A 26110-nucleotide genomic window follows, 5' to 3' on the forward strand; every position below is an offset into this window, starting at 1 on the left:
ACGTGGCCGGTTTCATCGTCCTGTCGACGGGTCGATAAGGCGATCAGCTAAAGAAGCTCTTCACCTTGTCGAGCCAGGACTGCTCCTGCGGGCTGTGACGCGAACCGCCCTCGTGCACCGAGCGGTCGAACTGACGCAGTATGTCCTTCTGGGCCTCGGTCAGCTTGACCGGCGTCTCCACGTTCACATGCACATAGAGGTCGCCCGGATATCCCGAGCGCACACCCTTGATGCCCTTGCCGCGCAGGCGGAACGTCTTGCCGGCCTGGGTGCCTTCCGGCACCGGGAAACTGGCCCGGCCGCCCAGCGTCGGCACTTCGATATCGCCGCCCAGCGCCGCCGTAGCGAACGAGATCGGCATCTGGCAGTGCAGGTCGTCGCCGTCGCGCTCGAACACCGGGTGCTGCTTGATATGCACCTCGACGTAGAGATCGCCCGGCGGGCCACCGTTGATGCCCGGCTCGCCGTTGCCCGACGAACGGATACGCATCCCTTCATCGATACCGGCCGGAATCTTGACCTCGAGCGTCTTCTGCGACTTGAGCTTGCCCTGACCGTGGCACTTGGTGCACGGCTTGGGGATGAACTTGCCGCTGCCGTGGCACTTCGGGCAGGTCTGCTGCATCGTGAAGAAGCCTTGCGACACACGCACCTGGCCCACGCCATTACAGGTCGGGCAGGTTTCGACCGACGAACCCGGCTCGGCGCCATTGCCGTGGCAGTGTTCGCAATCGTCCCAGTGCGGCACGCGGATCTGCGCCTCGTGGCCATGCGCGGCCTGCTCCAGCGAGATCTCCATGCTGTAGCGCAGGTCGGCGCCACGGTAGGCCTGCGGGCCGCCGCCACGGCGTCCGCCGCCGGCTGCCTGGCCGAAGATGTCGCCGAAGATATCGCCGAACGCTTCCGCGAAGCCACCGCCGCCAAACCCGCCGCCGCCGAATCCACCGGCCATGTTCGGGTCCACGCCAGCGTGGCCGTATTGATCGTAAGCCGCCTTCTTCTCGGGGTCGGAGAGCATCTCGTAGGCCTCCTTGACCTCCTTGAATTTCTCCTCGGCTTCCTTGTTATCCGGATTGCGGTCCGGATGGTGCTTCATCGCGAGCTTGCGATAAGCCTTCTTGATCTCGTCGTCGCTCGCGTTCTTGCCTACCCCGAGCACTTCGTAGTAGTCACGTTTTGCCATGGTGGCTCATACCTGATTGGCCCGACGGAGCGCTTACATGCCCGCCGCGCGATAAGCAAAAAAGCCGAGCGCAGTGTCCGACCGAGGTTTGCACCTGGTGTCAGACAACCGTCGCCCGGCGTCGGGAACGGGTGGCGGCGCCGGCATCACCCGCGCCGCCACCCGCCGTCCCGATTACTTCTTGTCGTTCACTTCCTTGAACTCGGCATCCACGACGTTGTCGTCCTGCGGCTGGGCCTGCTGCTGAGCGCCGCCGGCTGCGCCGGCACCTGCCGCCGCACCTTCACCGGCCTGGGCCTGCATGTCGGCGTAGACCTTCTCGCCCAGCTTCTGGCTGGCTTCGGACAGCGCGTTGACCTTGGCATCGATCTCGGCCTTGTCACCGCCGCGGGCGGCGTCTTCCAGGTCCTTGATCGCGGCTTCGATCTTTTCCTTCTCGCCAGCTTCGAGCTTGTCGCCGTACTCGCCCAGCGCCTTGCGCGTCGAGTGGATCAGCGCGTCGGCCTGGTTGCGGGCATCGGCCAGCTCACGGGCGCGCTTGTCTTCCTCGGCATTGGCTTCGGCATCCTTCACCATGCGCTGGATCTCGTCTTCCGACAGACCCGAGTTCGCCTTGATCGTGATGCGGTTTTCCTTGCCGGTGGCCTTGTCCTTGGCGCCCACATGCAGAATGCCGTTGGCGTCGATGTCGAACGAGACCTCGATCTGCGGCGTGCCACGCGGTGCCGGCGCAATGCCTTCCAGGTTGAACTCGCCCAGCATCTTGTTGCCGGTGGCCATCTCGCGCTCGCCCTGGTACACCTTGATCGTCACGGCCGGCTGATTGTCGTCAGCGGTCGAGAAAACCTGTGCGTGCTTGGTCGGGATGGTCGTGTTCTTGTTGATCATCTTGGTCATCACGCCACCCAGCGTTTCGATGCCCAGCGACAGCGGCGTCACGTCCAGCAGCAGCACGTCGGTACGGTCGCCCGACAGCACCGAACCCTGGATGGCGGCACCCACGGCCACGGCTTCGTCCGGGTTCACGTCCTTGCGGGCTTCCTTGCCGAAGAACTCGCGCACCTGTTCCTGCACCTTCGGCATACGGGTCATGCCGCCGACCAGGATCACGTCGTCAATGTCGCTGACCTTGACGCCTGCATCCTTGATCGCGGTACGGCACGGTTCGATCGTGCGGGTGATCAGTTCTTCCACCAGCGCTTCGAGCTTGGCGCGCGTGATCTTCAGGTTCAAGTGCTTCGGACCCGAGGCATCGGCCGTGATGTACGGCAGGTTGATCTCGGTCTGCTGCGAGCTCGACAGTTCGATCTTGGCCTTTTCAGCGGCTTCCTTCAGGCGTTGCAGCGCCAGCACGTCCTTCGACAGATCGACGCCCTGTTCCTTCTTGAACTCGCCGATGATGTAGTCGATGATGCGCTGGTCGAAGTCCTCGCCACCGAGGAACGTGTCGCCGTTGGTCGACAGCACTTCGAACTGCTTTTCGCCATCCACGTCGGCGATTTCGATAATCGAGATGTCGAACGTGCCGCCGCCGAGGTCATACACGGCAATCTTGCGGTCGCCCTTCTCGTTCTTGTCCATGCCGAACGCCAGCGCTGCAGCGGTCGGTTCGTTGATGATGCGCTTGACGTCCAGCCCGGCGATGCGGCCGGCATCCTTGGTTGCCTGGCGCTGCGAGTCGTTGAAGTACGCCGGCACCGTGATCACGGCTTCGGTCACGGGCTCGCCCAGGTAGTCCTCGGCGGTCTTCTTCATCTTGCGCAGCACTTCGGCCGAAACCTGCGGCGGGGCCAGCTTCTGGTCGCGCACGCCAACCCAGGCGTCGCCGTTGTCGGCCTTGACGATCGCGTACGGCATCAGGCCGATGTCCTTCTGGACTTCCTTCTCTTCGAACTTGCGGCCGATCAGGCGCTTCACCGCGTACAGCGTGTTACGCGGGTTGGTGACGGCCTGGCGCTTGGCAGGCGCGCCAACCAGGATCTCGCCATCTTCCATGTAGGCGATGATCGACGGCGTGGTGCGTGCGCCTTCGGAGTTCTCGATGACTTTCGGCGTGTTGCCTTCCAGAATGGACACGCAGCTGTTGGTGGTACCGAGGTCGATACCGATGATCTTACCCATAGTGTTCTCTCCTATTGAGCCCTGCTTCTTGAGATCAGGGCTGCAATTCAACCTGAATGCGAAATGTGGCCATCGCGGGCCATTTCAAGGGCGAAATTCGCAAATCCGAGTAAATTTCTCGGAAAAACGAGTCAGGCTAATAAGTGGCTCATACGTAACTATTCAGGACTCCCGCTCACGCTGCCAGAGCACGTCGCTCCCGCCACCCGCGCGGTTCAGCACACGGGCCAGCACGAACAGCAGGTCTGACAGCCTGTTCAGGTACTGGCGCGGCGCCTCGTTGAGCGCTTCGGCGGCGCCCAACTCCACAAGCGCACGTTCCGCCCGGCGGCAGACCGTACGGCAGATGTGGGCCTGCGCGGCGGGCCGGCTTCCGCCCGGCAGGATGAATTCGGCCAACCGTGGCAGGGCGGCATTGTAATGGGCCAGCCAGTCGTCGAGCTGGGCCACCTGGGGTGCCTTGAGCAAGGTATAGCCCGGGATGGAGAGTTCACCACCCAGGTCGAACAGGTCGTGCTGGATATGGAGCAGCGCGGCGCGGACGTCCTCGGGCAGATCCGGTTCGGTCAGCAGCAGGCCGATATGGGAATTCAGCTCATCCACGTCGCCGATCGCGACGATGCGCAGGCTGTTCTTGCCGACCCGGCTGCCATCGCCGAGGCCCGTGGTGCCGGCATCGCCGGTGCGCGTGGCAATTTTGGACAGGCGATTACCCATGCCGGTCTCCTTGTGGTCAGTGTTTTAGAAGTGGCGCAATTATGGACCCTCCGGGGCCGGGCGGCGCGTACCGGGGACGTATGGGAGACGTGGAAGGCGACGTAGAATGGCGGCATTCCCTTGCATACAGAGCTATACGGCCCGAGCCGGAGACCCGCATGAACCACCCCACACCTGCCACCGCCCTGGCGCGCCGGCCGTTCCCATCGGAACTGGCCGATGCCCTCGCCGCCCGCTTCGGCGACCGCTTCACCACCTCGGCCGGCGTGCGCGAGCATCATGGCCGCGACGAATCCCCGTTCCCGCCCGAACTGCCGGACGCCGTGGTCTTTGCCCATAGCACCGAGGAAGTGGCCGAACTGGCGAAGCTCTGCAACACGCATGGCGTGCCGCTGATCCCCTACGGCGCCGGCTCCTCGCTCGAGGGCCACCTGCTGGCCGTGGCCGGCGGTATCAGCCTCGACCTGTCGCAGATGAACCGGGTGCTGGCCGTGCACCCCGAGGATCTGACCGTCACCGTCCAGCCCGGCGTCACGCGCAAACAGCTCAACCAGGAGATCAAGGACACGGGCCTGTTCTTCCCGATCGACCCAGGCGCCGATGCATCGCTGGGTGGCATGTGCGCCACGCGCGCCTCGGGCACCAACGCGGTCCGCTACGGCACCATGCGCGAGAACGTGCTGGCGCTGACCGTGGTCACGGCCGACGGCCGGGTCATCCGCACCGGCACCAATGCGCGCAAGTCGTCGGCGGGCTATGACCTGACGCGCCTGTTTGTCGGCAGCGAAGGCACGCTCGGCATCATCACCGAAGTTACGGTGCGGCTCTATCCACAGCCGGAAGCGATCTCCGCGGCCGTCTGCGCCTTCCCGAGCATGGGCGACGCCGTGCGTGCCACCATCCAGACGATCCAGCTTGGCGTGCCCGTGGCCCGCGTGGAGTTCGTCGACGCCCTGGCAATCCGTGCGATCAACCGCCATGACAATCTGACCTTGCCGGAAACGCCCCACCTGTTCTTCGAGTTCCATGGCACCGAGGCCGGCGTGCGCGAACAGGCCGAGACCGTGCAGGACATCGCCGCCGAGCACGGCGGCCAGGGCTTCGAATGGGCCACACGGCCCGAGGACCGGTCGCGGCTCTGGAATGCTCGCCACACCGCCTATTTCGCGATGCTCCAGCTGAAGCCGGGCTGCAAATCGGTCACCACCGACGTCTGCGTGCCGATCTCTCGGCTGGCCGACTGCGTGACCGAAACCGAGCGCGATCTGAATGCGTCGTCGCTGCCCTGCCCGATCGTCGGTCACGTCGGGGATGGCAACTTCCACGTGGCGATCCTGGTGGACCCGGACAAGCCCGAGGAAATGGCCGAGGCCGAGGACATCAACCGCCGCATCGTGCAGCGCGCGCTGGCGATGGGCGGCACTTGCACCGGCGAGCACGGCGTGGGCCTGCACAAGATGGGATTTCTGGTGCAGGAGCATGGCGAGGATGCGCTCGACCTGATGCGCGCGATCAAGGATGCGCTCGACCCGAACCACATCCTGAATCCGGGCAAGATCTTCAGCGCCACGCGCTGAGCACGCGGCCATGGCATCGGTTTTCCATCGCGTCCCACCCCTGCACCTGCTGATCGCGTTCGAAGCGGCTGCCCGGCTGGGCAGCTTCGCGCGTGCTGCCGAGGAGCTCTCGGTGACGCCGAGCGCGGTCTCGCACAGGATCAAGAACCTTGAGGAACTCTGGGGCGACGACCTGTTCGTGCGCTCGAACGCCGCGCTGCGGCTGACCGCGGCCGGCACGCGCTACCAGCGCAACGTGCAGGATGCGCTGAAGTCGCTCAACGAACTGGCGCGCCCCGAGTACAACAAGCTGCGCACACGGCTGCGCGTGGCGATTCCGCCGACATTCGGTCGCCAGCACCTGGTGCCGCGCCTGCCCGAGTTCACCGCGCTCTATCCGCATATCGATCTCGAACTGCACCTGGCCGTGCCGTTCCTCGACGTCAAGGCCGAGGACACCGATATCGAAATCCGCTACGGCACCGGCCGCTACCCCGACCTGAAGACCACGAAACTGCTGGTCGAGCCCGTGTTTCCGGCGTGCGGGCGCGAGTACTACGAGCGCGTGAACGGCTTTGCGGTCACCAAACCCGAGGATCTGCACAATCTGACGCTGCTGCGCAGCCCGCTGGAACCGTGGCGGCCGTGGTTCGAAACCGCCGGCCTGGACTGGCCGGAGCCGCAGACTGGCGCGCAGTTCAACGATATCGGCCTGATGCTGGAGGCGATCGTCTCGAACCAGGGCGTGGGACTGGTGCGCCAGCGCATGGCGCGGCAGTGGCTGGCGGCGGGCCAGATGGTGAAGCTGCTCGATATCGAGTCGGTATCGCCACACGGCTACTACATCGTCGAACGCGAGCAGGCGCCGCTGATGCCCGAGGCGCGCTACTTCATCGACTGGCTGCTCGGGCTGGACTGGTAGCGGGCAAGCCACTACGCTGGAAGCGGCTTCGTCCGCGACCTTGGGCATTTGCACCCGGCATGAACCTTTTTGATCGGGTCGTCGTGCCGAATTCACGTGCGCCAGGGCGCTCCCGGCGGGGTGCCTGCGCTATAGTCTGCCGTCCCGGCCCCGGTACGAGCACGCATCCACGCGGGAATCGTGCGCGTCGGCCGGTCCGTCACAGGAGTTGTCATGAACGCCCCGCAAGACGCCCAAACTGTCGCCGGTGAATCCGCGGAGACGCGACGCGCCACGCTGCTGGCCGGCCTCGCCCGCATCCTGCCCGACACGGCCGTGCTGTGGAAGGCCGAGGACACCGTGCCGTACGAATGCGACGGCCTGGCCGCCTATCGCCAGGTTCCAGACGCCGTGGTGCTGCCCGATACCGAGGAGCAGGTCTGCGCAGTGCTGCGCCTGTGCCACGAGCTCGGCGTGCCGGTGGTGCCGCGCGGCTCCGGCACCAGCCTGTCTGGCGGCGCGATGCCGATCGCCGGCGGACTGGTTCTGTCGCTGGCCAAGTTCAAGCGCATCCTGTCGCTCGATCCGTATTCCCGCACGGCGGTGGTTCAGCCCGGCGTGCGCAACCTGGCAATCTCCGACGCTGCCGCCCCGCACAACCTCTACTACGCGCCCGATCCATCCTCGCAGATCGCCTGTTCCATCGGCGGCAACGTGGCCGAGAACTCGGGTGGCGTGCATTGCCTCAAGTACGGCCTGACGGTCCACAACGTGCTGCGCGTGCGCGCGGTGACGATGGAAGGCGAGGTGGTCGTGTTCGGGTCCGAGGCGCCCGACGCGCCGGGCCTCGACCTCCTGGCCGCGATGATCGGCTCCGAGGGCATGCTGGCCGTGGTCACGGAAGTCACCGTGAGGCTCATTCCCAAACCGCAACTCGCGCAGGTCATCATGGCCAGCTTCGATGATGTGGAAAAAGGCGGCAATGCCGTGGCCGACGTGATCGCCGCTGGCATTATCCCGGCCGGGCTGGAGATGATGGACAAGCCCGCCACGGCCGCCGTGGAGGAGTTCGTCAAGGCCGGCTACGACCTCGACGCCGCCGCGATCCTGCTGTGCGAGTCGGATGGCACGCCCGAGGAAGTGGCCGAGGAAATCGCCCGCATGAGCGAGGTGCTGCGCGCATCAGGCGCGACGCGCATCACGGTGTCGCAAAGCGAAGCCGAGCGCCTGCGCTTCTGGAGCGGCCGCAAGAACGCCTTCCCGGCCGCGGGCCGCATCTCGCCCGACTACTACTGCATGGACGGCACGATTCCCCGCAAGCACATCGGCACGCTGCTCAAGCGCATCGAGCAGATGGAGCACAAATACGGGTTGCGCTGCATCAACGTTTTCCATGCGGGCGATGGCAATATGCACCCCCTGATCCTGTTCGATGGCGCCGATCACGACGAGTGGCAGCGCGCGGAGCTGTTCGGGTCGGACATCCTGGAGGCCTGCGTGGAACTCGGCGGCACCGTGACCGGCGAGCACGGTGTGGGCGTGGAAAAACTCAACTCGATGTGCGTGCAGTTCTCCCCGTCCGAGCGCGACGCGTTCTTCGGGGTCAAGGCCGCATTCGATCCCGCCCGGCTGCTGAACCCGGACAAGGCAATCCCCACGCTTGCGCGCTGCGCCGAATACGGCAAGATGCACGTCAAGCGCGGCCTGCTGCCGCATCCGGACCTGCCGCGTTTCTGACACTATCCAGACGGGAAGGCGCGAGAGTCCGCAACCCTTCTCCGCCTTGCACATGTCACGATCCACACGATCCGATCAAAACGCGCGCATTCGTCAACGGCTCGGCCAACCCGAGTCGGGATGGCGCCAGCGCTGGTACACGATCATCTTCGAAGCGGACACGCGCCCGGGCCGCACGTTCGACATCGTGCTGCTGGTGGCCATCATCGCCAGCGTAGCCGTGGTCATGCTCGACAGCATCCAGGCCATTCACGCGCGCCTGGGCACGGTGTTCACCGCGCTCGAGTGGCTGTTCACGCTGCTGTTCACGACCGAATACATCATGCGGCTGAGCGTCGTGCGGCGCCCGCTGCGCTACGTCTTCAGCTTCTACGGCATCATCGACTTCTTGTCGATCATTCCGACCTGGGCGTCGTTCTTCGTGCCGGAACTCGCCTTCCTGATCGACGTGCGCCTGCTGAGGCTGTTGCGTGTCTTCCGGATTCTCAAGCTGACGGTCTATTTCGAGGAAGCCGAGATCCTCATGCTCGCGCTGTCCAACAGCCGCCGCAAGATCTTCGTGTTCCTGGGCACCGTATTCATCATCACGGTAATCCTGGGCACGATCATGTACGTGGTGGAAGGCCCCACGCACGGCTTCACGAGCATCCCGGTCAGCATGTACTGGGCCATCGTCACACTCACCACCACGGGCTTCGGCGACATGGTGCCGAAGACGCCGATCGGTCAGTTCATTACGTCGATCACGATCCTGCTCGGCTACGGAATCATCGCGTTTCCGACTGGCATCGTTGGCGCGGAACTGGCTGCAAGCATCATCCGGCGCCCGCTGACCACGCGCTCGTGCGAACACTGCCTGACCGAAGGCCACGAGCCCGACGCCACGTTCTGCAAGCACTGTGGCACCGCGTTGCCAGAGTATCGAACCGAACTGGCCACCGACCGACGCGGCGACGACGGTAGCCGATCCCGCTGACGCCCCCCAATTCCCAATTACGACAACGTCCTCATGCAAGCCACTCTCGACGCCTTTCGCGATGCGATCCGCCAAGCCGGCGACACCCGCACACCGCTGCGCCTGCGCGGTGGCGGCAGCAAGGACTTCTATGGCCAGGCGCTGGCCGGCACCGTGCTCGATACGCGGGCCTATCGCGGCATCGTCGAATACGATCCCGCCGAACTCGTGATCACGGCACGCTGCGGCACGCCGCTGGCCGAGATCGAGGACGCGGTGGCGCAGAAGCGCCAGATGCTGGCCTTCGAGCCGCCGCATTTCGCGCTGCGCGGCCAGGCCAGCACGGCCACGATCGGCGGCGCGGTGGCGGCCGGGTTGTCCGGTCCTCGCCGTCAGTCCGCGGGAGCGCTGCGCGACTTCGTGCTGGGCGCGCAATTGATGGACGGCCACGGCGAGATCATGAACTTCGGTGGCCAGGTGATGAAGAACGTGGCCGGCTATGACGTGTCGCGCCTGCTGGCCGGCTCGCTCGGCACGCTCGGCCTGATTCTCGAGGTCTCGCTGAAGGTGCTGCCCGTGCCATTCGATGACGCCACGTTGCGCTTCGCGATGGACCAGGCCGAGGCGATCGACCAGCTCAACAAATGGGGCGGCCAGCCGTTGCCGATCGCGGCGTCGGCGTGGCACGACGGATTCCTGCATGTGCGACTCAGCGGCGCGACCGCCGCAGTTTGCGCCGCGCGTGACAACCTGGGCGGCGAGGTCGTCGACGCCAGCCACGCCCAGCAGTTGTGGATGGTCTTGCGCGAACAGACGCACGCGTTCTTCTCCCCAGCAAACGATACAGGCCGCGCCCTGTGGCGCATCGCCGTACCGACGGTCTGCAAGCCGCTGGACCTGCCCGGCGCTCAGCTCGTGGAATGGGGTGGCGGCCAGCGCTGGTGGATCGCTCCGGATGACAGCGCCGCATCGGCGGATCGGGTACGCGCCGCAGCGCAGGCAGCCGGTGGTCACGCCACGCTGTTCCGCAATGGCGACAAGTCCGTTGGCGTGTTCACGCCGCTGTCATCGCCGCTGGCCGCGATCCACAAGCGGCTCAAGGACACCTTCGACCCTGCGGGCATTTTCAATCCGCAGCGCATGTACAACGGACTCTGAGTCCGCAGGCAACCCCATAGCGACCTTCGCGACCACAGCGACCCCATATCATGCAAACCACACTGGCCGATTTCCTGCGCAACACGCCCGAGGGCGAAGAGGCGAAATCCATCGTCGGCAAATGCGTGCACTGCGGTTTCTGCACGGCCACGTGCCCGACCTACCAGTTGCTCGGCGACGAACTCGACGGGCCGCGCGGCCGCATCTACCTGATGAAGCAGGTGCTCGAGGGCAACCCCGTCACGGAAAGCACGCGCCTGCATCTGGATCGCTGCCTGACCTGCCGCAATTGCGAATCCACCTGCCCGTCTGGCGTGACCTATGGCCACCTGGTGGACATCGGCCGCAAGATCGTTGATGACCGGCTGGAGGCGCAAGGCATCAAGCGCCCGGCCAAGGAACGCATCGTGCGCTGGGTGCTGCGCGAAGGCCTGACGCGCCCAGCGCTGTTCGGCCCCGCACTGAGACTCGGCCAGATCGTGCGCCCCTGGCTGCCGCAGATGCTGCGCAACAAGGTACCCGCGAGCGAGCCCGTGGCGGGCACCTGGCCACGCACCGAGCATCCCCGCAAAATGCTGTTGCTCGACGGCTGCGTGCAACCGGCCATGTCGCCCAACATCAATGCCGCCACGGCACGTGTGTTCGACAAACTCGGCGTACAACTGGTGGTGGCGCGGGAAGCCGGTTGTTGTGGCGCCATCCGCTTCCACAATGGCGACCATCCAGGCGGGCTCGACAATATGCGCGCGAACATCGACGCATGGTGGCCGCATATCGAGGCCGGAGCCGAAGCGATCGTCATGACCGCGTCGGGCTGCGGCGCCATGGTCAAGGACTACGGCCACCTGCTGCGCAACGATCCGACGTACGCATCGCGCGCCGCGCGTGTATCGGCCATGACGCGCGACTTGTCGGAGCTGCTGCCCGACTTTACCGATGAACTGCACCGCCTGGCCGGCGCCGTGCCGCGCGATAGCCGCCGCGTGGCGTGGCATCCGCCGTGCACGCTGCAGCACGGGCAACAGATCCGCGGCAAGGTCGAAGCGCTGCTGACCCGCCTGGGTGTGGACGTGCGCCTCTGCGCGGACAGCCACCTGTGCTGCGGCTCCGCCGGCACCTACTCGGTGCTGCAGCCCGAACTGTCGTACAAGCTGCGCGACGACAAACTCGCCAAGCTGCAGGCCACCTCGCCGGAATCCATCGTCACGGCCAATATCGGCTGCATCACGCATCTGCAAAGCGGCACCGAAACACCAGTGATGCACTGGGTCGAGCTGGTGGACCGGATGCTGGCGCCGGTTGTGGCGGCACAGGCGGCGTAAGCCACGGGTGATGGCTGTCTCCTCTCTCCCGTGCATGGGCGAGGGGAGCAGGAAGCCAACGACAGCACTGACGTCCGGCTTGCACGCATCTTGTACGGGAGTACCATGTCGGCACATTTCGTCTCCCTACGCGCCCCATGCTTCAGACGTTTGCCATCCTGCTGGTCTTTCAGACCGTGGGCGAGGTGATCAGCTACGCGCTGCACCTGCCCGTGCCGGGTCCCGTGATCGGCATGCTCCTGCTGTTCGGCTGGCTGGTCTTCGACAACCGGTTGCTGCCCGTCGTCCAGAACTCCGCGAATGAACTGCTCAAGCACCTGTCGCTGCTGTTCGTGCCGGCCGGCGTCGGCATCATGGTGCACGCCAACCGAATCGGCAGCGAATGGCTCCCCATCGTCATCGCATTGGTGGTTTCCACCTGGGTGGCCATCGCGGTCACGGCGCTGGTCACGCGCGCGCTGATGCGCAAGCCTCCTGCCGACACGCCTGTCGACACGTCGGCGGACACGGGAGCACAGCCATGATGTCGCCACGCCTGAACGAAATCTGGGTCTACCTGGCAGCGAGTCCGCTGATCGGGCTCACCGCCACGTTGATCGCCTACGTGTTCGCGTTCCGCATCTACGAGCGCGCGCGTTTCTCGCCGCTGGCCAATCCGGTGATGATCTCGGTGGCGATCCTTGTGACCGTGCTGACCGTCACGGGTACGCCGTACAAGACCTACTTCGACGGCGCGCAGTTCGTGCACTTCCTGCTCGGCCCCGCGACGGTGGCGCTGGCCGTGCCGCTCTACACGCAATTGCCGAAGCTGCGCACCAACGTGTTCCCCCTGCTGTGTGGCCTGGTGGCCGGTTCGTTCGCGGCCGTCGTGTCGGCGGTGGGCATCGCCTACGCACTCGGCGCGACGCCTGACGTGATTCGATCGCTTGCGCCGAAATCGGTGACCATCCCGATTGCGATGGGGGTATCGGAAAAGATCGGTGGCCTGCCCTCGCTGACTGCGGTGCTGGTCATGGCAACCGGCATCATCGGCGCCGTCACCGCCACCGGCCTGCTTAACCTGCTGCGCGTGCGGGACTACACGGTGCGCGGCTTCGCCACGGGCGTGGCCGCGCACGGCATCGGCACGGCACGGGCATTCCAGGTCAGCCAGGAAGCCGGGGCCTTCTCGGCACTCGGGATGGGGCTGAATGGCGTACTGACGGCCATCATGGTGCCGGTGCTGGCGGCCTGGATGCCGCATTGACACCCCTGACACGCTCCTGACAGTACGCTGTCAGGAGCCCGCGCGCATGATCCGTTCTCCCAACTTCGTAACGAGGAGAGCCAAGATGTCCACCCCCAACACCACCCTGGTCAACTGGCTGGAAATCCCGGTGACCGACATGCAGCGCGCGGTCCAGTTCTATGAAGCCGTGTTCGAGCATCCGCTGCGCCGCGAGACAATGGGTAAAGTCGATATGGCCGTGTTCACCCACGGCGACGGATCGGGCGCGCTGGTCCAGGGCGACCAGTACCGCGCGAGCGCGTTCTATGGCCCGGTGCCGTACCTGAACGCCCCGCAACTTGACGACGTGCTGGCACGTGTCAGCCACGCCGGCGGCCATACGCTCGAAGGGCCGGTCAACCTGCCTGACAACCTTGGGCGCTACGCGCATATCAAGGACAGCGAGGGCAACCGGATCGGCCTGCACGAGCCGGGCACCCACTGACGAGGAAAGTGAGCACCCCGTGAGCCGACGCGCCGACCGCCTGTTCCAGATCGTCCAGGTCCTGCGAGGCCGCCGCCTGACCACGGCGGCGCTGCTGGCCCAGCGCCTGGGCGTTTCCGAACGCACGGTCTATCGGGATATCCAGGCGCTGTCGCTCTCGGGCGTGCCGGTTGAAGGCGAGGCCGGCATTGGCTACCGGCTGCGGCCCGACTACGACGTGCCGCCACTGATGTTCACGTCGATGGAAGTCGAGGCCATGGTGGCCGGGTTGCGCCTGCTCAAGGCCTGGGGAGGCGGCGCACTGGCCGCCGCAGCCGACCCCTCGCTCGAAAAACTGATGGCCGCGCTACCGCCGCAACGGCGCGTGGCTGCGCAGCAGAGCCGCATTTTCGCGCCCGAGTACGTCAACCAGCCCGCCGTGCGCGAGGCTTTCGACATCGTGCATACGGCCATCGGCGCGCAACGCCTGCTGCGGATCGACTACAGCGACGCGCAGCAACGCGAAAGCGTGCGCGTGGTGCAACCACTGGGCCTGTTCTTCTGGGGTAATGTCTGGCTGCTGGCGGCGTGGTGCACGACGCGCTCCGACTACCGCAGCTTCCGGCTGGACCGCTGCCGCGCCCTGACGATGCTCGACGAGCATTTCCTCGAGACGTCAGAGCGTTCGCTCAACGGATTCCTCCGCACCATCCATTCCGACACGCAGGGATAGTCGGGCACGGCGCCGACCGGTTTATCTCACGCCGGTTGTTCGGCGAGCAGCGACTCGATGTCCGCGCGGATTTCCTCGGGCTTGGTTGTGGACGCATAACGCTTGAAGACGGTACCGTCGCGGCGCAGCAGGAACTTGGTGAAATTCCACTTGATCGCCTGGGTACCGAGGAACCCCCGCTTCTCCGACGTCAGCCACTTGTAGAGCGGATGCGCGTCCGCGCCGTTCACGTTGATTTTCTCGAACATCGGGAACGTGACGTGAAATCGGGATTCGCAAAACGCGCCAATTTGTTCGGCGTCACCAGGCTCCTGCTTGCCAAACTGGTTGCAGGGAAAGCCAAGCACGTCGAAGCCGCGCGCCTGATAGGACGCCTGCAGCGTCTGCAGGCCCGCGTATTGCGGCGTGAAGCCACATTCGCTCGCGGTGTTGACGATCAGCAGCACCTTGCCGCGGTAGTCGGCCAGCGGCTGAGGCTGGCCGGACAGCGAATTGGCTTCGAACTGGTACACATTGCTCATCGTGGTCTCCTGCGGTGTATGGGGGCAGTACAGGCCGTGAGAATACCGCGTCCGCTCAGATCACGTTCAGGTGTTCGGTGCCGGCGCCGAGATCGTTGTCGCGATGGCGTTTGCTGTGGAGTTTGATCATCAGGCGCAGGTCGTTGAGCGAGTCAGCGTTCTTGAGCGCGTCTTCGTACGTGATCTTCTCCGTCTCGTAGAGTTCGAACAGCGCCTGGTCGAACGAGATCATGCCCTGCTCGCGCGACTTCTTGATGACTTCCTTGAGCTCGTGAATCTCGCCCTTGAAGATCAGGTCGGCCACTAGCGGCGTGCCGATCATGATCTCCACCGCCGGCACGCGGCCCTTGCGGCCGGCACGTGGCAGCAGGCGCTGCGAGATCATCGCCTTCAGGTTCAGCGACAGGTCGATCAGAAGCTGCTGGCGCTTTTCCTCTGGGAAGAAGTTGACGATACGGTCGATCGCCTGGTTGGCGTTGTTCGCGTGCAGCGTGGCCAGGCAAAGGTGGCCCGTTTCCGCGTACTGCATCGCGTATTCCATCGTGTCGCGATCGCGGATTTCGCCGATCAGAATCACGTCCGGCGCCTGGCGCAGCGTGTTCTTGAGCGCGACGTGCCACGACTCGGTGTCGATCCCCACCTCGCGCTGCGTGACGATGCAGTTCTGATGCGCGTGGACGTATTCGATCGGGTCCTCGATCGTGATGATGTGGCCGTACGAATGCGCGTTGCGGTGGTCGAGCATGGCCGCCAGCGAGGTCGACTTGCCCGAGCCAGTGGCGCCGGTGACGATCACCAGACCGCGCTTGGACATCACGATCTCATGCAGCGTCGGCGGCAGGTCCAGGTCTTCGACCGATGGAATGCGGGTGTTGATGGTCCGCAGCACCATGCCTGCGCGGCCTTGCTGGATGAAGGCCGAGACACGGAAACGTCCGACGTCCGGCACGGCGATCGCGAAATTGCATTCGCGGGTGTCCTCGAACTCCTTGGTCTGGCGTTCGTTCATGATCGAACACACCAGGGTCAGCGCGTGAGTCGGATTCAACGGCTGCTGGGAAACCGGCGTGATCTTCCCGTCGACCTTGACGGCCGGAGGAAATTCCGCGGTGATGAACAGATCGGAGCCACGGTTCTTGACCATCAGCCCCAGCATTTCGTTGATGTACTTTGCAGCGGATTCGCGGTCGAGTATGGTCATTCCCTTCCCCCTTAACCCATGAAGGCGTCGGGATTTTTCGCAATCGCCCGCGCGTCGCTGTAGTTGATCATGCCCCGCTTGATCAGGTCGCTCAGGCACTGGTCCAGCGTCTGCATGCCCAGGCCGCTCGACGTCTGCATCATCGAGTACATCTGCGCGATCTTGTTTTCGCGGATCAGGTGGCGAATCGCAGGCGTGGCGATCATGATTTCATGTGCCGCCGTCCGACCGTTGCCGTCGCGTGTCTTGAGCAGCGTCTGCGAGATCACGGCCTCGAGCGACTCCGACAGCATGGTTCGCACCATGTCCTTTTCTTCCGGCGGGAACACGTCGACCACACGGTCAATCGTCTTGGCGGCCGAACTCGTGTGCAGCGTGGCGAAAACCAGGTGACCGGTTTCCGCGGCGGTCAGCGCCAGGCGGATCGTTTCCAGGTCACGCAATTCACCCACCAGAACCACGTCCGGGTCCTCGCGCAGTGCCGAGCGCAGCGCGTTGGCGAACGAATGGGTGTGAGGGCCAAGCTCGCGCTGGTTGATCAGACTCTTTTTGGACTGATGCACGAATTCGATTGGATCCTCCACCGTGAGGATGTGACCCATGTCGTTGTCGTTGCGATGGTCGACCATCGCGGCGAGCGTGGTCGACTTGCCCGAGCCCGTGGGCCCGGTGACCAGCACCAGGCCACGCGGCTTCATGCACAGATCGGCGAACACGGCGGGCGCGCGCAGGTCCTCGAGCGTCAGGACCTTCGACGGAATCGTCCGGAACACCGCGGCCGCGCCGCGCTGGGTGGTATAGGCGTTGACCCGGAAACGGGACAGACCAGAGATCTCGAAGGAGAAATCGACCTCAAGGCGCTCTTCATAAGACTTGCGCTGAACGTCGCTCATGATGTCGTACACCATGGCGTGGACGTCCTTGTGCGTCATTGCCGCGACGTTGATGCGGCGCATATCCCCGTGAATACGCACCATCGGCGGCATGTCAGCCGAGAGGTGGAGATCGGATGCCTTGTTCTTGACCGCAAAAGCCAATAGCTGCGCGATGTCCATCTATAATGACCCCACCCTAAAAGACTGCTTTTTGTTGTACTTCTTTGGTATGTTCGCCGGATTATGTCTGTAATCGCCGCCAACTTGCAAGCCGTGAAGAATGACATCGCGGCGGCTGCACAACAAGCCGGCCGGGCCCCTTCCGGGGTGACCCTGCTGGCCGTCTCCAAGACCGTCTCACCTGATCGCGTGCGCGAGGCCTTCGAGGCCGGACAGCCAGCGTTTGGCGAGAACTACGTGCAGGAAGGTCTGGACAAGATCGCCGCGCTGGGCGATCTGCGCAGCCGCATCGCGTGGCACTTCATCGGCCCGCTGCAAAGCAACAAGACCCGCCCCGTGGCCGAGCAATTCGACTGGGTCCACGCCATCGACCGCCTGAAGATCGCGGAGCGGCTGTCTGCGCAGCGGCCGGCGGATCTGGCGCCCCTGCAGGTCTGCATCCAGGTCAATATCAGCAACGAAGACACCAAGAGCGGCGTGCTTCCCGAGGAAGTGCTGGCGCTGGCGCGCGCCGTGGCCGCATTGCCGAACCTGCGATTGCGCGGCCTGATGGCGATTCCCGCGCCGGCAGCGGACCTGGCCGCCCAGCGCGTGCCATTTGCCGCGCTGCGCCGGTTGCTCGAGGAACTGCGGCAGTCCGGACTGGATGTGGATACGCTCTCGATGGGGATGTCCGCCGATATGCCCGCGGCCATCGCCGAGGGCGCGACGATGGTGCGGATCGGCACCGCGATATTCGGCGCACGAGGCTGACGGCGCCCGTCGCTTCACACCCTCCACGCTCAACAGATTCATCAACGCCAGCCGACATGCGTCGTGCCGGCAGACTGGAACCATGATGCTCGACTCCCTTACTTTCGGCTTCCTCGGCGGCGGCAATATGGCCTCTGCCCTGATCGGTGGCCTGGTAGCCCGTGGCGTGCCAGCCAACGCGATTCGCGTGGTCGATCCGTTCGAAGACGCCCGCCAACGCCTGGCCACGACGCTTGGCGTACAGACCCTGGCTGCACCGGACGCCGCGTTTGGCGCCAGCAACGTGATCGTGCTGGCGGTCAAGCCGCAGCAGTTCAAGGACGCAGTGGGAGCCCTGGCGCCGCAGTTGAAGAACAGCCTGATCATCAGCGTGGCGGCTGGCATCCGGCTTCAGGACATGCAACGCTGGCTGGGCACCAACCGGCTTGTCCGCGCGATGCCCAATACGCCCGCGCTGGCCGGCATGGGGATGACCGGACTGGCCGCCGCCCCGGGTCTGTCCGACGAAGACCGCGCCATCGCCAAGGCCGTGGCCGAGGCCGTCGGCCAGTGCGTGTGGGTCGAGGGCGACGACCAGATCGACGCCGTAACGGCGATTTCCGGCAGCGGCCCGGCGTACGTGTTCTATTTCGTCGAGGCGATGGAACGCGCCGCCACCGAGATGGGCCTGTCCGCCGAGCAGGGTCGCAAGCTGGCCGTCGAAACGTTCCGCGGAGCCGCCGCGCTGGCAGCGGAGTCGTCCGAACCAGTATCGACGCTGCGTGAGCGTGTCACGTCGAAAGGCGGCACGACCTATGCCGCGCTGACCTCGATGGACGCCAGCGGCATCCAGGACGCCTTCGTTCGCGCCATGCTGGCCGCCGCCGCGCGGGGCCGCGAGATGGGAGCGGAGTTCGGGAAGGACTAAGAAAAAACCGGGGCCTGGCCCCGGTTTCTTACTTCAGCAGATACGCCACGAACGTCCCGGCGAACACGCAGGCACCCAGCCAGTTGTTGTGCCGGAAGGCCGCGAAACACTTCATGCGGTCGCGCTCGCGAATCAGCGTGTAGTGATAGCCCGCCATCCCCGCGGCTGCCACCAGGCCGGCATAGTACGGCCAGCCCAGTCCGAGCAGCGATCCTGCCCAGGCCATCAAACCCAGGAAGGCGGCGTAGCAGATCATGATCGCGGCCACGTCGAACCGGCCAAACGTGATCGCCGACGTCTTCATGCCCAGCAGCAGGTCGTCATCGCGATCGACCATCGCGTATGCGGTGTCATAGGCAATCGCCCAGAACACATTGGCCAGCAGCATCAGCCAGGCCACGAACGGCACCTGATCCTGGATCGCCGCGAAGGCCATCGGGATGCCGAAGCCGAATGCGATACCCAGGTACGCTTGCGGGATCGCGAAAAACCGCTTGAAGAACGGATAGGTACCCGCCAGGACGGCGGCCACCACTGCCAACCATTTGGTCAGCGAATTCAATGGCAGAATCAGCGCCAGCGCGATCAGCGCCAGCACCGCCGCCACGGCCAGCGCTTCCCAGCTGGCAATCAGCCCGGCGGTCAGCGGCCGCTCCTTCGTGCGTTTCACGTGCTTGTCAAAATCGCGGTCGGCCCAATCGTTCATGGCGCAACCGGCCGAACGCATCAGGAACGTGCCAGCGAAGAAGATCCAGAACAGGGTCCATCCCGGCGGCCCGCCGGCGGCCATCCACATGGCCCAGAGCGTGGGCCATAGCAACAGCAGCGTGCCAATCGGCTTGTCGATGCGAACCAGGCGCGCGTATAGCGCCAGACGGCTCGGGTGGGCGGGGGCGGTGGAGGGATGGGACATGGCGGCGTACTTCTGGCAAGACTCAAGCAAAAACGCGCCGCGGCCAGTTGGGCCGTGACGCGTTGGCCCGGTTGCCGCAAGCGACGTGGCAACCGGTGACTGGCATGACGGGGATCAGGCCAGCAGCGAACGCAGCATCCACGCGGTCTTCTCGTGCGTCTGCATGCGCTGGGTCAGCAGGTCCGCCGACGGTTCGTCGCCAGCGGCATCGATCGCCGGGAACAGCGAGCGCGCGGTGCGCACCACGGCTTCCTGGCCTTCCACGAGCTTGCGGATCATCTCGGTGGCTTCGGGCACGCCCTCTTCCTCGGCGATCGAGGACAACTTGGCGTATTCCTTGTAGGTGCCCGGGGCCGGATAGCCCAATGCGCGGATACGCTCGGCGATTGCGTCCACGGCCAGCGCCAGCTCGTTGTACTGCGTCTCGAACATCAGATGCAGCGTGTTGAACATCGGACCCGTCACGTTCCAGTGGAAGTTATGGGTCTTGAGGTAGAGGGTGTACGTATCGGCCAGCAGCTTGCAAAGGCCTTCCGCGATCTTCTTGCGGTCCTTGTCCGAGATACCGATGTTCACGCTCATCTCATTCTTCTTTGCCATGGTCGTTCAGCTCCATTTTGTTCAAGCCACGAGGATCGGCGCCCCAATGTGACGCGGGCGGACAGTGGCCATTATCGCACCAGGACTACGCCACAAGGGAAGAAAGCCCCCTTGCGGCATCGAGGAACATCGCCATCGCGCCGAGCGCGACGATTGCCATGCCGATTTCCTTGCGTACCACCTTGCGGCGCAGGCGAGAGGCCTCACCACGGCCGGCGTCGCGCGCTTGTGCGCGGAGTTGGCGGAAGCCTGATACGAAAAGATTGAGCATTGCCATGATGTCACTCCATAGTCCATCGCGTTTCTGGACGGGTTCCCGGAACCCGATGGAAGAAGTGTATTAGGCGACTATTGAATCGTCTATTCGATAAATTTCATATATCGAATAGACGATACCTATGCTTGCAGAAGGGATATGGCCCGGCGGTCAGGCCGGGATGGGATTCAGGCCGCGACGGCCTCGACCGTCTCCGTGTCGCTGAGCCTGCGCACGCCGGGCAGTTCGCACGCGGTCACCGCGTTGGCCAGCGCTTCCATGGCGGGAAGGCGCGTGAAGCTCTTGCGCCAGGCCAGCACCACGCGGCGGTCCGGCACGGGCTCGGCGAACGGCACGTAGGACAGCATGTCGTTGTGCGGCTTGAGGTCGGGCACCGAGGTGCGCGGCAGCACGGTGATACCGACGCCGCTGGCCACCATATGGCGGATGGTCTCGAGCGACGAACCTTCGAACGTCTTCTGGATGCCGTCGGCCGCCTGCGAGAAGCGCGACAGTTCCGGACACACGCTCAGCACGTGATCGCGGAAACAATGGCCGCTGCCGAGCAGCAGCATGGTCTGCTGCTTCAGTTCGTCCGGATCCACCTTGGTCTGCTGGGAAAGCTGGTGCCCGCGCGGCACGGCCACCACGAACGGCTCGTCATACAGCGGACGCACCGTCAGGCCGGAGTCCGGGAACGGCTCGGCCATGATCGCGCAGTCGATTTCGCCCTGCTTGAGCAGTTCGATCAGCTTGTTCGTGTAGTTCTCCTGCAGCATCAGCGGCATCTGCGGCACGGTCTCGATCATCTGCTTGACCAGTGCCGGCAGCAGGTACGGCCCGATCGTGTAGATCACGCCCAATCGCAGCGGCCCGGCCAGCGGGTCCTTGCCCTGCTTGGCGATCTCACGAATCGCCATGGTCTGCTCAAGCACACGCTGCGCCTGCGCGACGATCTGCTCGCCGATGGCCGTCACCGACACCTCGGAGGTGCCCCGCTCGAAGATCTGCACGGTCAGCTCGTCCTCCAGCTTCTTGATGGCGACCGACAGGGTCGGCTGCGACACGAAGCAGGCCTCGGCAGCCCGGCCGAAATGGCGCTCGCGCGCCACGGCGACGATGTACTTGAGTTCGGTGAGCGTCATGATCAATCAATTCCGGTTAGGCGATAGATTTTAGCTTCGATTCCCGTCCTTGTCAGATCGACAGGCAAAAGAAACTTATTAGCCACTTTCAGACGTCTCCAATATGGCGAAGGCGCGACATCAGGCCTTCAGGAAGTGCTCCCGGCCACCCAGCCAGCGCGACAGATGCGCCTCCACCGCTTCCGGGTACCGTTCCAACATCAGCTCGGCGGCCTCCTGGGCGTAATCGACGAGCCAGGCATCGGTTTCGAGGTCGGCGAATCGCAGCATCGCCTCGCCCGACTGCCGGGCACCCAGGAATTCACCGGGGCCGCGAATCTGCAGGTCGCGCCGTGCGATCTCGAAGCCGTCGGTGGTTTCGCGCATCGTCGCCAGCCGCTCGCGCGCTGTGGGCGACAGCGGCGCCTGGTACATCAGCAGGCAGACCGACTCGGCGCTTCCCCGCCCCACGCGCCCCCTTAACTGGTGGAGTTGCGCCAGCCCGAAACGTTCGGCGTGTTCGATCACCATCAGCGATGCATTGGGAACGTCGACGCCCACTTCGATCACGGTGGTGGCCACCAGCACCTGCAGCCGGTTGGCGGTGAAATCGTCCATCACGGCGGCCTTCTCGGCCGGTGGCAGCCGCCCGTGAACCAGCCCGACACGCAGATCGGGCAGCGCCGCAACCAGCGTTTCGTACGTCTCGACTGCCGTCTGGAGCTGCAGCGCCTCGCTTTCCTCGATCAGCGGACACACCCAGTAGACCTGGCGCCCTTCGGCGGCCGCATGGTGCACGCGCTCGATCACCTCGTCGCGGCGCGCGTCATTGACCAGCCGCGTGACGATTGGCGTGCGGCCGGGCGGCAATTCGTCGATCACCGACACATCGAGGTCGGCGTAGTAGGTCATCGCCAGCGTGCGCGGGATCGGCGTGGCCGACATCATGAGCTGGTGCGGCACCACTTTTTCCTCCGCCGGTCGCGCCGGCTCGCCCGGCTGGTCCGCTTCCGCGGCCTTGCCACGCAGCGCCAGCCGCTGGGCAACGCCGAAGCGATGCTGCTCGTCGACCACGGCCAGACCGAGCCGGGCGAACCGGACGGTGTCCTGGATCAGCGCATGGGTGCCGATCACTAGCTTCGCCTCGCCCGATTCGGCGCGCGCCACGGCCTCGCGCTTCTCCTTCGCCTTCAGACTGCCCGCCAACCAGACCACAGGCACGCCAAGCGGTTCGAGCCATGCGGACAACTTGCGGAAATGCTGCTCGGCCAGGATTTCGGTCGGCGCCATCAACGCGGCCTGATAGCCGGCGTCGATCGCCTGGCACGCGGCCAGCGCGGCGACGATCGTCTTGCCGCTGCCCACGTCGCCCTGAAGCAGACGATGCATGGGGTGCGGACGGGCCATGTCGGCGGCGATTTCCTCGACCACCCGCTGCTGCGCGCCCGTCAGGCGGAACGGCAGCGCGCCAAGGAAGCTGGTCAGCAAGCCACCCGCACGGCGCGGCATCGACGGCGCGTTCTTCTCCTTGCGCGCGGCCTGCGAGCGGCGCAGCGAAATCTGCTGCGCGAGCAGTTCATCGAACTTGATCCGCACCCACGCCGGATGCGAGCGATCGGCCAGCGCGGCCTCGCTTTCCTGCTGTGGCGGGTTGTGCAGCAGGCGCAGGCAATCGATCAGCGGCGGCAGCTTCAACTGCGCCAGCGGCCCGCGCAGCACCGCCTGGGGCAGGGTTTCCGGCATCGGCGTGCGCTGCATCGCCCCGCCGATGGCCTTGCGCAGGTAAGCCTGAGAAATCCCGGCGGTGGCCGGATAGACCGGCGTCAGGCGGTCCGGCAACGGCTCGCCCGGCGTCACCGCCCGCACGGTTGGATGGACCATCTCGGCGCCAAAGAAGCCGCCGCGAATCTCGCCGCGCACGCGCAGACGCGTGCCTTCGGCCATCTGCTTGGTCTGGCCGCCGTAGAAATTGAGGAAACGCAGCGTCAGTTCGCCGGTTTCATCGGCCACCTTGACCACAAGCTGGCGGCGCGGGCGGAACGTCACCTCGTTCGAGATCACTTCGCCTTCGATCTGCGCCGGCAGGCCAATACCCGCACGGTGGATCGCGTCGCGGATCGGCTCGAGCGTGGTTTCGTCCTCGTAGCGGAGCGGCAGGTGCAGCACGAGGTCGACACTGCGTCGCAGGCCGAGCTTGGCCAGCCGCGCTGCGGCCGTGGACGGCTTGGCATCGGCAGCCTTGGCGGATTTCCTGGCGGCGGAGGCGGGTTCGTCGATCGGTTCGGTGGCGGAGCCTGGCATCAGCGCGGGAATATGGGCGGCAACATGGGCAAGCAGGCGAAGCCTGGCGCCCAAGCCTTACAATGTCGGATTCGCCGATTTTACCCATGCCGTACCGATCACCGCGGTAGCACGCCCACAAAGCTTGCCGCCGTGCACGGTTTTGGCCGTTGTATCCAGCCATGTTGACCCTGTCCGATTTCGATTTTCCGCTGCCGCCCGAACTGATCGCGCAGTCCGCCCTGCCTGACCGCAGCGCCAGCCGTCTGCTGGTGGTGGAGCGGACCGCCCCCGAGGACACGTCCGAGGCGGTGCGGCTGGTCGACCGCGCCTTCAGCGACATCCTTGAATATCTGAATACGGACGACCTGCTCGTGTTCAACGACACGCGCGTGATCAAGGCCCGTTTTTTCGGCCACAAGCCGAGCGGCGGCCGGATCGAAGTGCTGGTGGAACGGGTGGTCGATACCCACACGGTGCTGGCCCAGGTGCGCGCGTCGAAGACGCCTGTCGAGGGCAGCCTGCTGCACCTGGCGGATGACGCCTTCGCAGTGACCGTGGGCCCCCGCGTCGACCAGTTCTTCACACTGCGCTTTCCCGAGCCCGCGCTCGACCTGATCGAACGTTACGGCCGCCTGCCGCTGCCGCCGTACATCACCCACGACCCCGACGCCTACGACGAAACGCGCTACCAGACCGTCTACGCGCGCAACCCCGGCGCGGTGGCCGCGCCCACGGCCGGATTGCACTTCGACGACGCCCTGTTCGCCCGGCTGGACGCCGCCGGCATCCGCCGCGCCTTCCTGACGCTGCACGTTGGCGCGGGCACGTTCCAGCCCGTGCGTACCGAAAACCTGTCCGAGCACAAGATGCATTCGGAGTGGTATGCCATCTCGCCCGAACTGGCGGATGCCGTGCGCGAGACCCGCGCGCGTGGCGGACGCGTGATCGCCGTCGGCACCACGTCGCTGCGCGCGCTGGAATCGGCCGCCGCCGAAGATGGCACGCTGGAGGCGGGCAGCGGCGATACTGACATCTTCATCACGCCCGGCTACGCCTTCCGCATCGTCGACGCGCTGATCACCAACTTCCATCTGCCCAAGTCCACGCTGCTGATGCTGGTCTCCGCGCTGGCCGGCGTGGAGGCGATTCGCGACGCCTACCGTCATGCCGTGGACGCGCGCTACCGCTTCTTCAGCTACGGCGACGCCATGCTGCTCACCCGCCGCGACCGCCGCGCCTGACCGCCCCCGAGAACACACCATGCTCAATTTCGAACTGCTGACCACTGATGGCAACGCCCGCCGTGGCCGCGTCACGCTGAACCACGGCGTTGTGGAAACGCCGATCTTCATGCCCGTAGGCACCTACGGGTCGGTCAAGGCAATGTCGCCGCTCGAACTCAACGAGATCGGCGCGCAAATCATCCTCGGCAATACGTTCCACCTGTGGCTGCGCCCGGGGCTCGACGTCGTTGACACCCACGCCGGCCTGCACAAGTTCATCGGCTGGGACAAGCCGATCCTGACCGATTCGGGCGGTTTTCAGGTGTTTTCGCTGGGAGAACTGCGCAAGATCACCGAGGAAGGTGTCACGTTCGCATCGCCGGTCAATGGCGACAAGCTGTTCCTGTCGCCCGAGATCTCGATGCAGATCCAGCGCACGCTGAACTCAGACATCGTGATGCAATTCGACGAGTGCACGCCGTACGAGATCGACGGCCGTCCCGCCACGCACGACGAGGCCGCCCGCTCCATGCGGATGAGCCTGCGCTGGGCCAAGCGTTCGCGCGACGAGTTCGACCATCTGGCCAATCCCAACGCGCTGTTCGGCATCGTGCAGGGCGGCATGTTCGAGGACCTGCGCGACGAATCACTGGCGGGCCTGTCGGAACTGGACTTCCATGGTTACGCGATCGGCGGCCTGTCGGTTGGTGAGCCGAAGGAAGACATGATGCGGGTGCTGGAGCACGTTGGTCCCCGCTTGCCGGCGCACAAGCCGCACTATCTGATGGGCGTTGGCACGCCCGAGGACCTGGTGGCCGGCGTGGCGCACGGCGTCGACATGTTCGACTGCGTGATGCCGACCCGCAACGCCCGCAACGGCTGGCTGTTCACGCGCTTTGGTGACGTGAAGATCCGCAACGCGGCGCACCGCAACGACCCGCGCCCGCTGGACGAACAGTGCGGCTGCTACACCTGCCGTAACTTCTCCCGGGCCTACCTGCACCACCTGCACCGCGTGGGCGAAATCCTTGGCGCGCGCCTGAACACGATCCACAACCTCTATTACTACCTGGAACTGATGCGCGAGATGCGCACGGCCATCGAAGAGCACCGCTTCGAGGCATTCCGCCGCCAGTTCGCCGAAAATCGCGCGCGCGGCACACGCTGAGTGTCTCTCGGACCGGGCCGGCTGAGAACTTT

Annotated in this window: 25 protein-coding genes; 14 read left to right on the forward strand and 11 right to left on the reverse strand. The window is 65.1% G+C overall.

Going from position 1 to position 26110, the window contains the following annotated elements:
- Nucleotides 1-43: 43 nt before the first annotated feature.
- From dnaJ to WD006_RS20630, 3 genes are all read right to left on the reverse strand, one after another.
- A complete protein-coding gene (dnaJ, locus tag WD006_RS20620) occupies nucleotides 44-1183 on the reverse strand; it encodes a molecular chaperone DnaJ (RefSeq protein WP_008641963.1) in 1140 nt (379 codons plus the stop codon).
- A 174-nt stretch (nucleotides 1184-1357) separates the two neighbouring features.
- The gene (dnaK, locus tag WD006_RS20625; protein WP_060784836.1) at nucleotides 1358-3304 is read right to left on the reverse strand and encodes a molecular chaperone DnaK; all 1947 of its coding nucleotides are present in this window, start codon (nucleotides 3302-3304) and stop codon (nucleotides 1358-1360) included.
- A gap of 162 nt (nucleotides 3305-3466) precedes the next feature.
- Complete coding sequence (locus tag WD006_RS20630) at nucleotides 3467-4021, reverse strand: cob(I)yrinic acid a,c-diamide adenosyltransferase (protein WP_011517468.1); 555 nt, start codon at nucleotides 4019-4021, stop codon at nucleotides 3467-3469.
- 158 nt (nucleotides 4022-4179) lie between these two features.
- Between WD006_RS20630 and WD006_RS20635 the strand changes: the two genes are divergently transcribed.
- The 10 genes from WD006_RS20635 to WD006_RS20680 all read left to right on the forward strand — a co-directional run bounded on the left by WD006_RS20635 (nucleotide 4180) and on the right by WD006_RS20680 (nucleotide 14074).
- Nucleotides 4180-5598 (forward strand): FAD-binding oxidoreductase, encoded by a 1419-nt coding sequence (locus WD006_RS20635; RefSeq protein WP_060784835.1) that lies wholly within the window; start codon nucleotides 4180-4182, stop codon nucleotides 5596-5598.
- Nucleotides 5599-5608: 10 nt separating this feature from the next.
- Nucleotides 5609-6499, forward strand: coding sequence for a LysR substrate-binding domain-containing protein (locus tag WD006_RS20640; protein WP_060784834.1), 891 nt, complete (start codon nucleotides 5609-5611; stop codon nucleotides 6497-6499).
- Nucleotides 6500-6712: 213 nt separating this feature from the next.
- Entirely contained in the window at nucleotides 6713-8215 is a 1503-nt protein-coding gene (locus WD006_RS20645) for an FAD-linked oxidase C-terminal domain-containing protein (RefSeq protein WP_011517471.1), read from the forward strand.
- A gap of 52 nt (nucleotides 8216-8267) precedes the next feature.
- Nucleotides 8268-9191, forward strand: coding sequence for an ion transporter (locus WD006_RS20650; RefSeq protein WP_011517472.1), 924 nt, complete (start codon nucleotides 8268-8270; stop codon nucleotides 9189-9191).
- A 33-nt stretch (nucleotides 9192-9224) separates the two neighbouring features.
- Nucleotides 9225-10328: a glycolate oxidase subunit GlcE gene (glcE, locus tag WD006_RS20655; RefSeq protein ID WP_011517473.1), complete on the forward strand. Its 1104-nt coding sequence runs from the start codon at nucleotides 9225-9227 to the stop codon at nucleotides 10326-10328.
- 50 nt (nucleotides 10329-10378) lie between these two features.
- Nucleotides 10379-11650: a glycolate oxidase subunit GlcF gene (gene glcF, locus WD006_RS20660; protein ID WP_011517474.1), complete on the forward strand. Its 1272-nt coding sequence runs from the start codon at nucleotides 10379-10381 to the stop codon at nucleotides 11648-11650.
- 137 nt (nucleotides 11651-11787) lie between these two features.
- Complete coding sequence (locus tag WD006_RS20665) at nucleotides 11788-12174, forward strand: CidA/LrgA family protein (RefSeq protein WP_008641946.1); 387 nt, start codon at nucleotides 11788-11790, stop codon at nucleotides 12172-12174.
- A complete protein-coding gene (locus WD006_RS20670) occupies nucleotides 12171-12896 on the forward strand; it encodes an LrgB family protein (protein ID WP_008641945.1) in 726 nt (241 codons plus the stop codon). The genes WD006_RS20665 and WD006_RS20670 overlap by 4 nt, the downstream gene beginning before the upstream one ends.
- Before the next feature lie 85 nt (nucleotides 12897-12981).
- On the forward strand, nucleotides 12982-13362 hold the full coding sequence (locus WD006_RS20675; protein ID WP_017514351.1) for a VOC family protein: 381 nt from the start codon (nucleotides 12982-12984) through the stop codon (nucleotides 13360-13362).
- A 19-nt stretch (nucleotides 13363-13381) separates the two neighbouring features.
- Nucleotides 13382-14074, forward strand: coding sequence for a helix-turn-helix transcriptional regulator (locus tag WD006_RS20680; protein ID WP_011517476.1), 693 nt, complete (start codon nucleotides 13382-13384; stop codon nucleotides 14072-14074).
- Between the two features lie 26 nt (nucleotides 14075-14100).
- Here WD006_RS20680 and WD006_RS20685 read toward each other — a convergent pair whose 3' ends face one another.
- Genes WD006_RS20685 through WD006_RS20695 form a run of 3 tightly spaced genes read right to left on the reverse strand, consistent with a single transcriptional unit; the run spans nucleotide 14101 to nucleotide 16851 of the window.
- Nucleotides 14101-14595 carry a glutathione peroxidase gene (locus WD006_RS20685; RefSeq protein WP_060784833.1) on the reverse strand — a complete coding sequence of 165 codons (495 nt, stop codon included), beginning with the start codon at nucleotides 14593-14595 and terminating at the stop codon, nucleotides 14101-14103.
- A gap of 55 nt (nucleotides 14596-14650) precedes the next feature.
- On the reverse strand, nucleotides 14651-15790 hold the full coding sequence (locus WD006_RS20690) for a PilT/PilU family type 4a pilus ATPase (RefSeq protein ID WP_029307174.1): 1140 nt from the start codon (nucleotides 15788-15790) through the stop codon (nucleotides 14651-14653).
- 17 nt (nucleotides 15791-15807) lie between these two features.
- Entirely contained in the window at nucleotides 15808-16851 is a 1044-nt protein-coding gene (locus WD006_RS20695; RefSeq protein WP_008641940.1) for a type IV pilus twitching motility protein PilT, read from the reverse strand.
- 63 nt (nucleotides 16852-16914) lie between these two features.
- Here WD006_RS20695 and WD006_RS20700 point away from each other — a divergent pair, with 63 nt between their 5' ends.
- Together WD006_RS20700 and proC are read left to right on the forward strand one after the other, a co-directional pair.
- On the forward strand, nucleotides 16915-17604 hold the full coding sequence (locus tag WD006_RS20700; RefSeq protein ID WP_060784831.1) for a YggS family pyridoxal phosphate-dependent enzyme: 690 nt from the start codon (nucleotides 16915-16917) through the stop codon (nucleotides 17602-17604).
- 85 nt (nucleotides 17605-17689) lie between these two features.
- A complete protein-coding gene (gene proC / locus WD006_RS20705) occupies nucleotides 17690-18511 on the forward strand; it encodes a pyrroline-5-carboxylate reductase (protein WP_008641936.1) in 822 nt (273 codons plus the stop codon).
- A gap of 28 nt (nucleotides 18512-18539) precedes the next feature.
- Here the strand turns inward: proC and ubiA are convergent, their stop codons facing one another.
- The 5 genes from ubiA to recG form a co-directional block, all read right to left on the reverse strand.
- Nucleotides 18540-19424: a 4-hydroxybenzoate octaprenyltransferase gene (ubiA, locus tag WD006_RS20710; RefSeq protein WP_008641934.1), complete on the reverse strand. Its 885-nt coding sequence runs from the start codon at nucleotides 19422-19424 to the stop codon at nucleotides 18540-18542.
- A gap of 114 nt (nucleotides 19425-19538) precedes the next feature.
- Complete coding sequence (locus tag WD006_RS20715) at nucleotides 19539-20024, reverse strand: Dps family protein (RefSeq protein ID WP_008641932.1); 486 nt, start codon at nucleotides 20022-20024, stop codon at nucleotides 19539-19541.
- Between the two features lie 85 nt (nucleotides 20025-20109).
- Complete coding sequence (locus tag WD006_RS20720; protein ID WP_008641929.1) at nucleotides 20110-20301, reverse strand: hypothetical protein; 192 nt, start codon at nucleotides 20299-20301, stop codon at nucleotides 20110-20112.
- 167 nt (nucleotides 20302-20468) lie between these two features.
- On the reverse strand, nucleotides 20469-21425 hold the full coding sequence (locus tag WD006_RS20725) for a LysR substrate-binding domain-containing protein (protein ID WP_060784830.1): 957 nt from the start codon (nucleotides 21423-21425) through the stop codon (nucleotides 20469-20471).
- 120 nt (nucleotides 21426-21545) lie between these two features.
- Entirely contained in the window at nucleotides 21546-23705 is a 2160-nt protein-coding gene (gene recG / locus WD006_RS20730) for an ATP-dependent DNA helicase RecG (RefSeq protein WP_060784878.1), read from the reverse strand.
- 161 nt (nucleotides 23706-23866) lie between these two features.
- Between recG and queA the strand changes: the two genes are divergently transcribed.
- Nucleotides 23867-24928, forward strand: a complete 1062-nt coding sequence (gene queA / locus WD006_RS20735) for a tRNA preQ1(34) S-adenosylmethionine ribosyltransferase-isomerase QueA (protein ID WP_060784829.1) — start codon at nucleotides 23867-23869, stop codon at nucleotides 24926-24928.
- Between the two features lie 19 nt (nucleotides 24929-24947).
- Nucleotides 24948-26078 carry a tRNA guanosine(34) transglycosylase Tgt gene (tgt, locus tag WD006_RS20740; RefSeq protein ID WP_008641921.1) on the forward strand — a complete coding sequence of 377 codons (1131 nt, stop codon included), beginning with the start codon at nucleotides 24948-24950 and terminating at the stop codon, nucleotides 26076-26078.
- Nucleotides 26079-26110: the final 32 nt, after the last annotated feature.

The sequence above is a fragment of the Cupriavidus sp. Met-2 genome (genome assembly GCF_049843575.1).
GTDB lineage: Bacteria > Pseudomonadota > Gammaproteobacteria > Burkholderiales > Burkholderiaceae > Cupriavidus > Cupriavidus metallidurans.

What these genes read in the sequence shown, in the direction of transcription:
- dnaJ (WP_008641963.1), bottom strand. Translation starts at nt 1,183, where the DNA reads ATGGCAAAACGTGACTACTACGAAGTGCTCGGGGTAGGCAAGAACGCG.
- dnaK (WP_060784836.1), bottom strand. Translation starts at nt 3,304, where the DNA reads ATGGGTAAGATCATCGGTATCGACCTCGGTACCACCAACAGCTGCGTG.
- WD006_RS20630 (WP_011517468.1), bottom strand. Translation starts at nt 4,021, where the DNA reads ATGGGTAATCGCCTGTCCAAAATTGCCACGCGCACCGGCGATGCCGGC.
- WD006_RS20635 (WP_060784835.1), top strand. Translation starts at nt 4,180, where the DNA reads ATGAACCACCCCACACCTGCCACCGCCCTGGCGCGCCGGCCGTTCCCA.
- WD006_RS20640 (WP_060784834.1), top strand. Translation starts at nt 5,609, where the DNA reads ATGGCATCGGTTTTCCATCGCGTCCCACCCCTGCACCTGCTGATCGCG.
- WD006_RS20645 (WP_011517471.1), top strand. Translation starts at nt 6,713, where the DNA reads ATGAACGCCCCGCAAGACGCCCAAACTGTCGCCGGTGAATCCGCGGAG.
- WD006_RS20650 (WP_011517472.1), top strand. Translation starts at nt 8,268, where the DNA reads ATGTCACGATCCACACGATCCGATCAAAACGCGCGCATTCGTCAACGG.
- glcE (WP_011517473.1), top strand. Translation starts at nt 9,225, where the DNA reads ATGCAAGCCACTCTCGACGCCTTTCGCGATGCGATCCGCCAAGCCGGC.
- glcF (WP_011517474.1), top strand. Translation starts at nt 10,379, where the DNA reads ATGCAAACCACACTGGCCGATTTCCTGCGCAACACGCCCGAGGGCGAA.
- WD006_RS20665 (WP_008641946.1), top strand. Translation starts at nt 11,788, where the DNA reads ATGCTTCAGACGTTTGCCATCCTGCTGGTCTTTCAGACCGTGGGCGAG.
- WD006_RS20670 (WP_008641945.1), top strand. Translation starts at nt 12,171, where the DNA reads ATGATGTCGCCACGCCTGAACGAAATCTGGGTCTACCTGGCAGCGAGT.
- WD006_RS20675 (WP_017514351.1), top strand. Translation starts at nt 12,982, where the DNA reads ATGTCCACCCCCAACACCACCCTGGTCAACTGGCTGGAAATCCCGGTG.
- WD006_RS20685 (WP_060784833.1), bottom strand. Translation starts at nt 14,595, where the DNA reads ATGAGCAATGTGTACCAGTTCGAAGCCAATTCGCTGTCCGGCCAGCCT.
- WD006_RS20695 (WP_008641940.1), bottom strand. Translation starts at nt 16,851, where the DNA reads ATGGACATCGCGCAGCTATTGGCTTTTGCGGTCAAGAACAAGGCATCC.
- WD006_RS20700 (WP_060784831.1), top strand. Translation starts at nt 16,915, where the DNA reads ATGTCTGTAATCGCCGCCAACTTGCAAGCCGTGAAGAATGACATCGCG.
- proC (WP_008641936.1), top strand. Translation starts at nt 17,690, where the DNA reads ATGCTCGACTCCCTTACTTTCGGCTTCCTCGGCGGCGGCAATATGGCC.
- ubiA (WP_008641934.1), bottom strand. Translation starts at nt 19,424, where the DNA reads ATGTCCCATCCCTCCACCGCCCCCGCCCACCCGAGCCGTCTGGCGCTA.
- WD006_RS20715 (WP_008641932.1), bottom strand. Translation starts at nt 20,024, where the DNA reads ATGGCAAAGAAGAATGAGATGAGCGTGAACATCGGTATCTCGGACAAG.
- WD006_RS20720 (WP_008641929.1), bottom strand. Translation starts at nt 20,301, where the DNA reads ATGGCAATGCTCAATCTTTTCGTATCAGGCTTCCGCCAACTCCGCGCA.
- WD006_RS20725 (WP_060784830.1), bottom strand. Translation starts at nt 21,425, where the DNA reads ATGACGCTCACCGAACTCAAGTACATCGTCGCCGTGGCGCGCGAGCGC.
- recG (WP_060784878.1), bottom strand. Translation starts at nt 23,705, where the DNA reads ATGCCAGGCTCCGCCACCGAACCGATCGACGAACCCGCCTCCGCCGCC.
- queA (WP_060784829.1), top strand. Translation starts at nt 23,867, where the DNA reads ATGTTGACCCTGTCCGATTTCGATTTTCCGCTGCCGCCCGAACTGATC.
- tgt (WP_008641921.1), top strand. Translation starts at nt 24,948, where the DNA reads ATGCTCAATTTCGAACTGCTGACCACTGATGGCAACGCCCGCCGTGGC.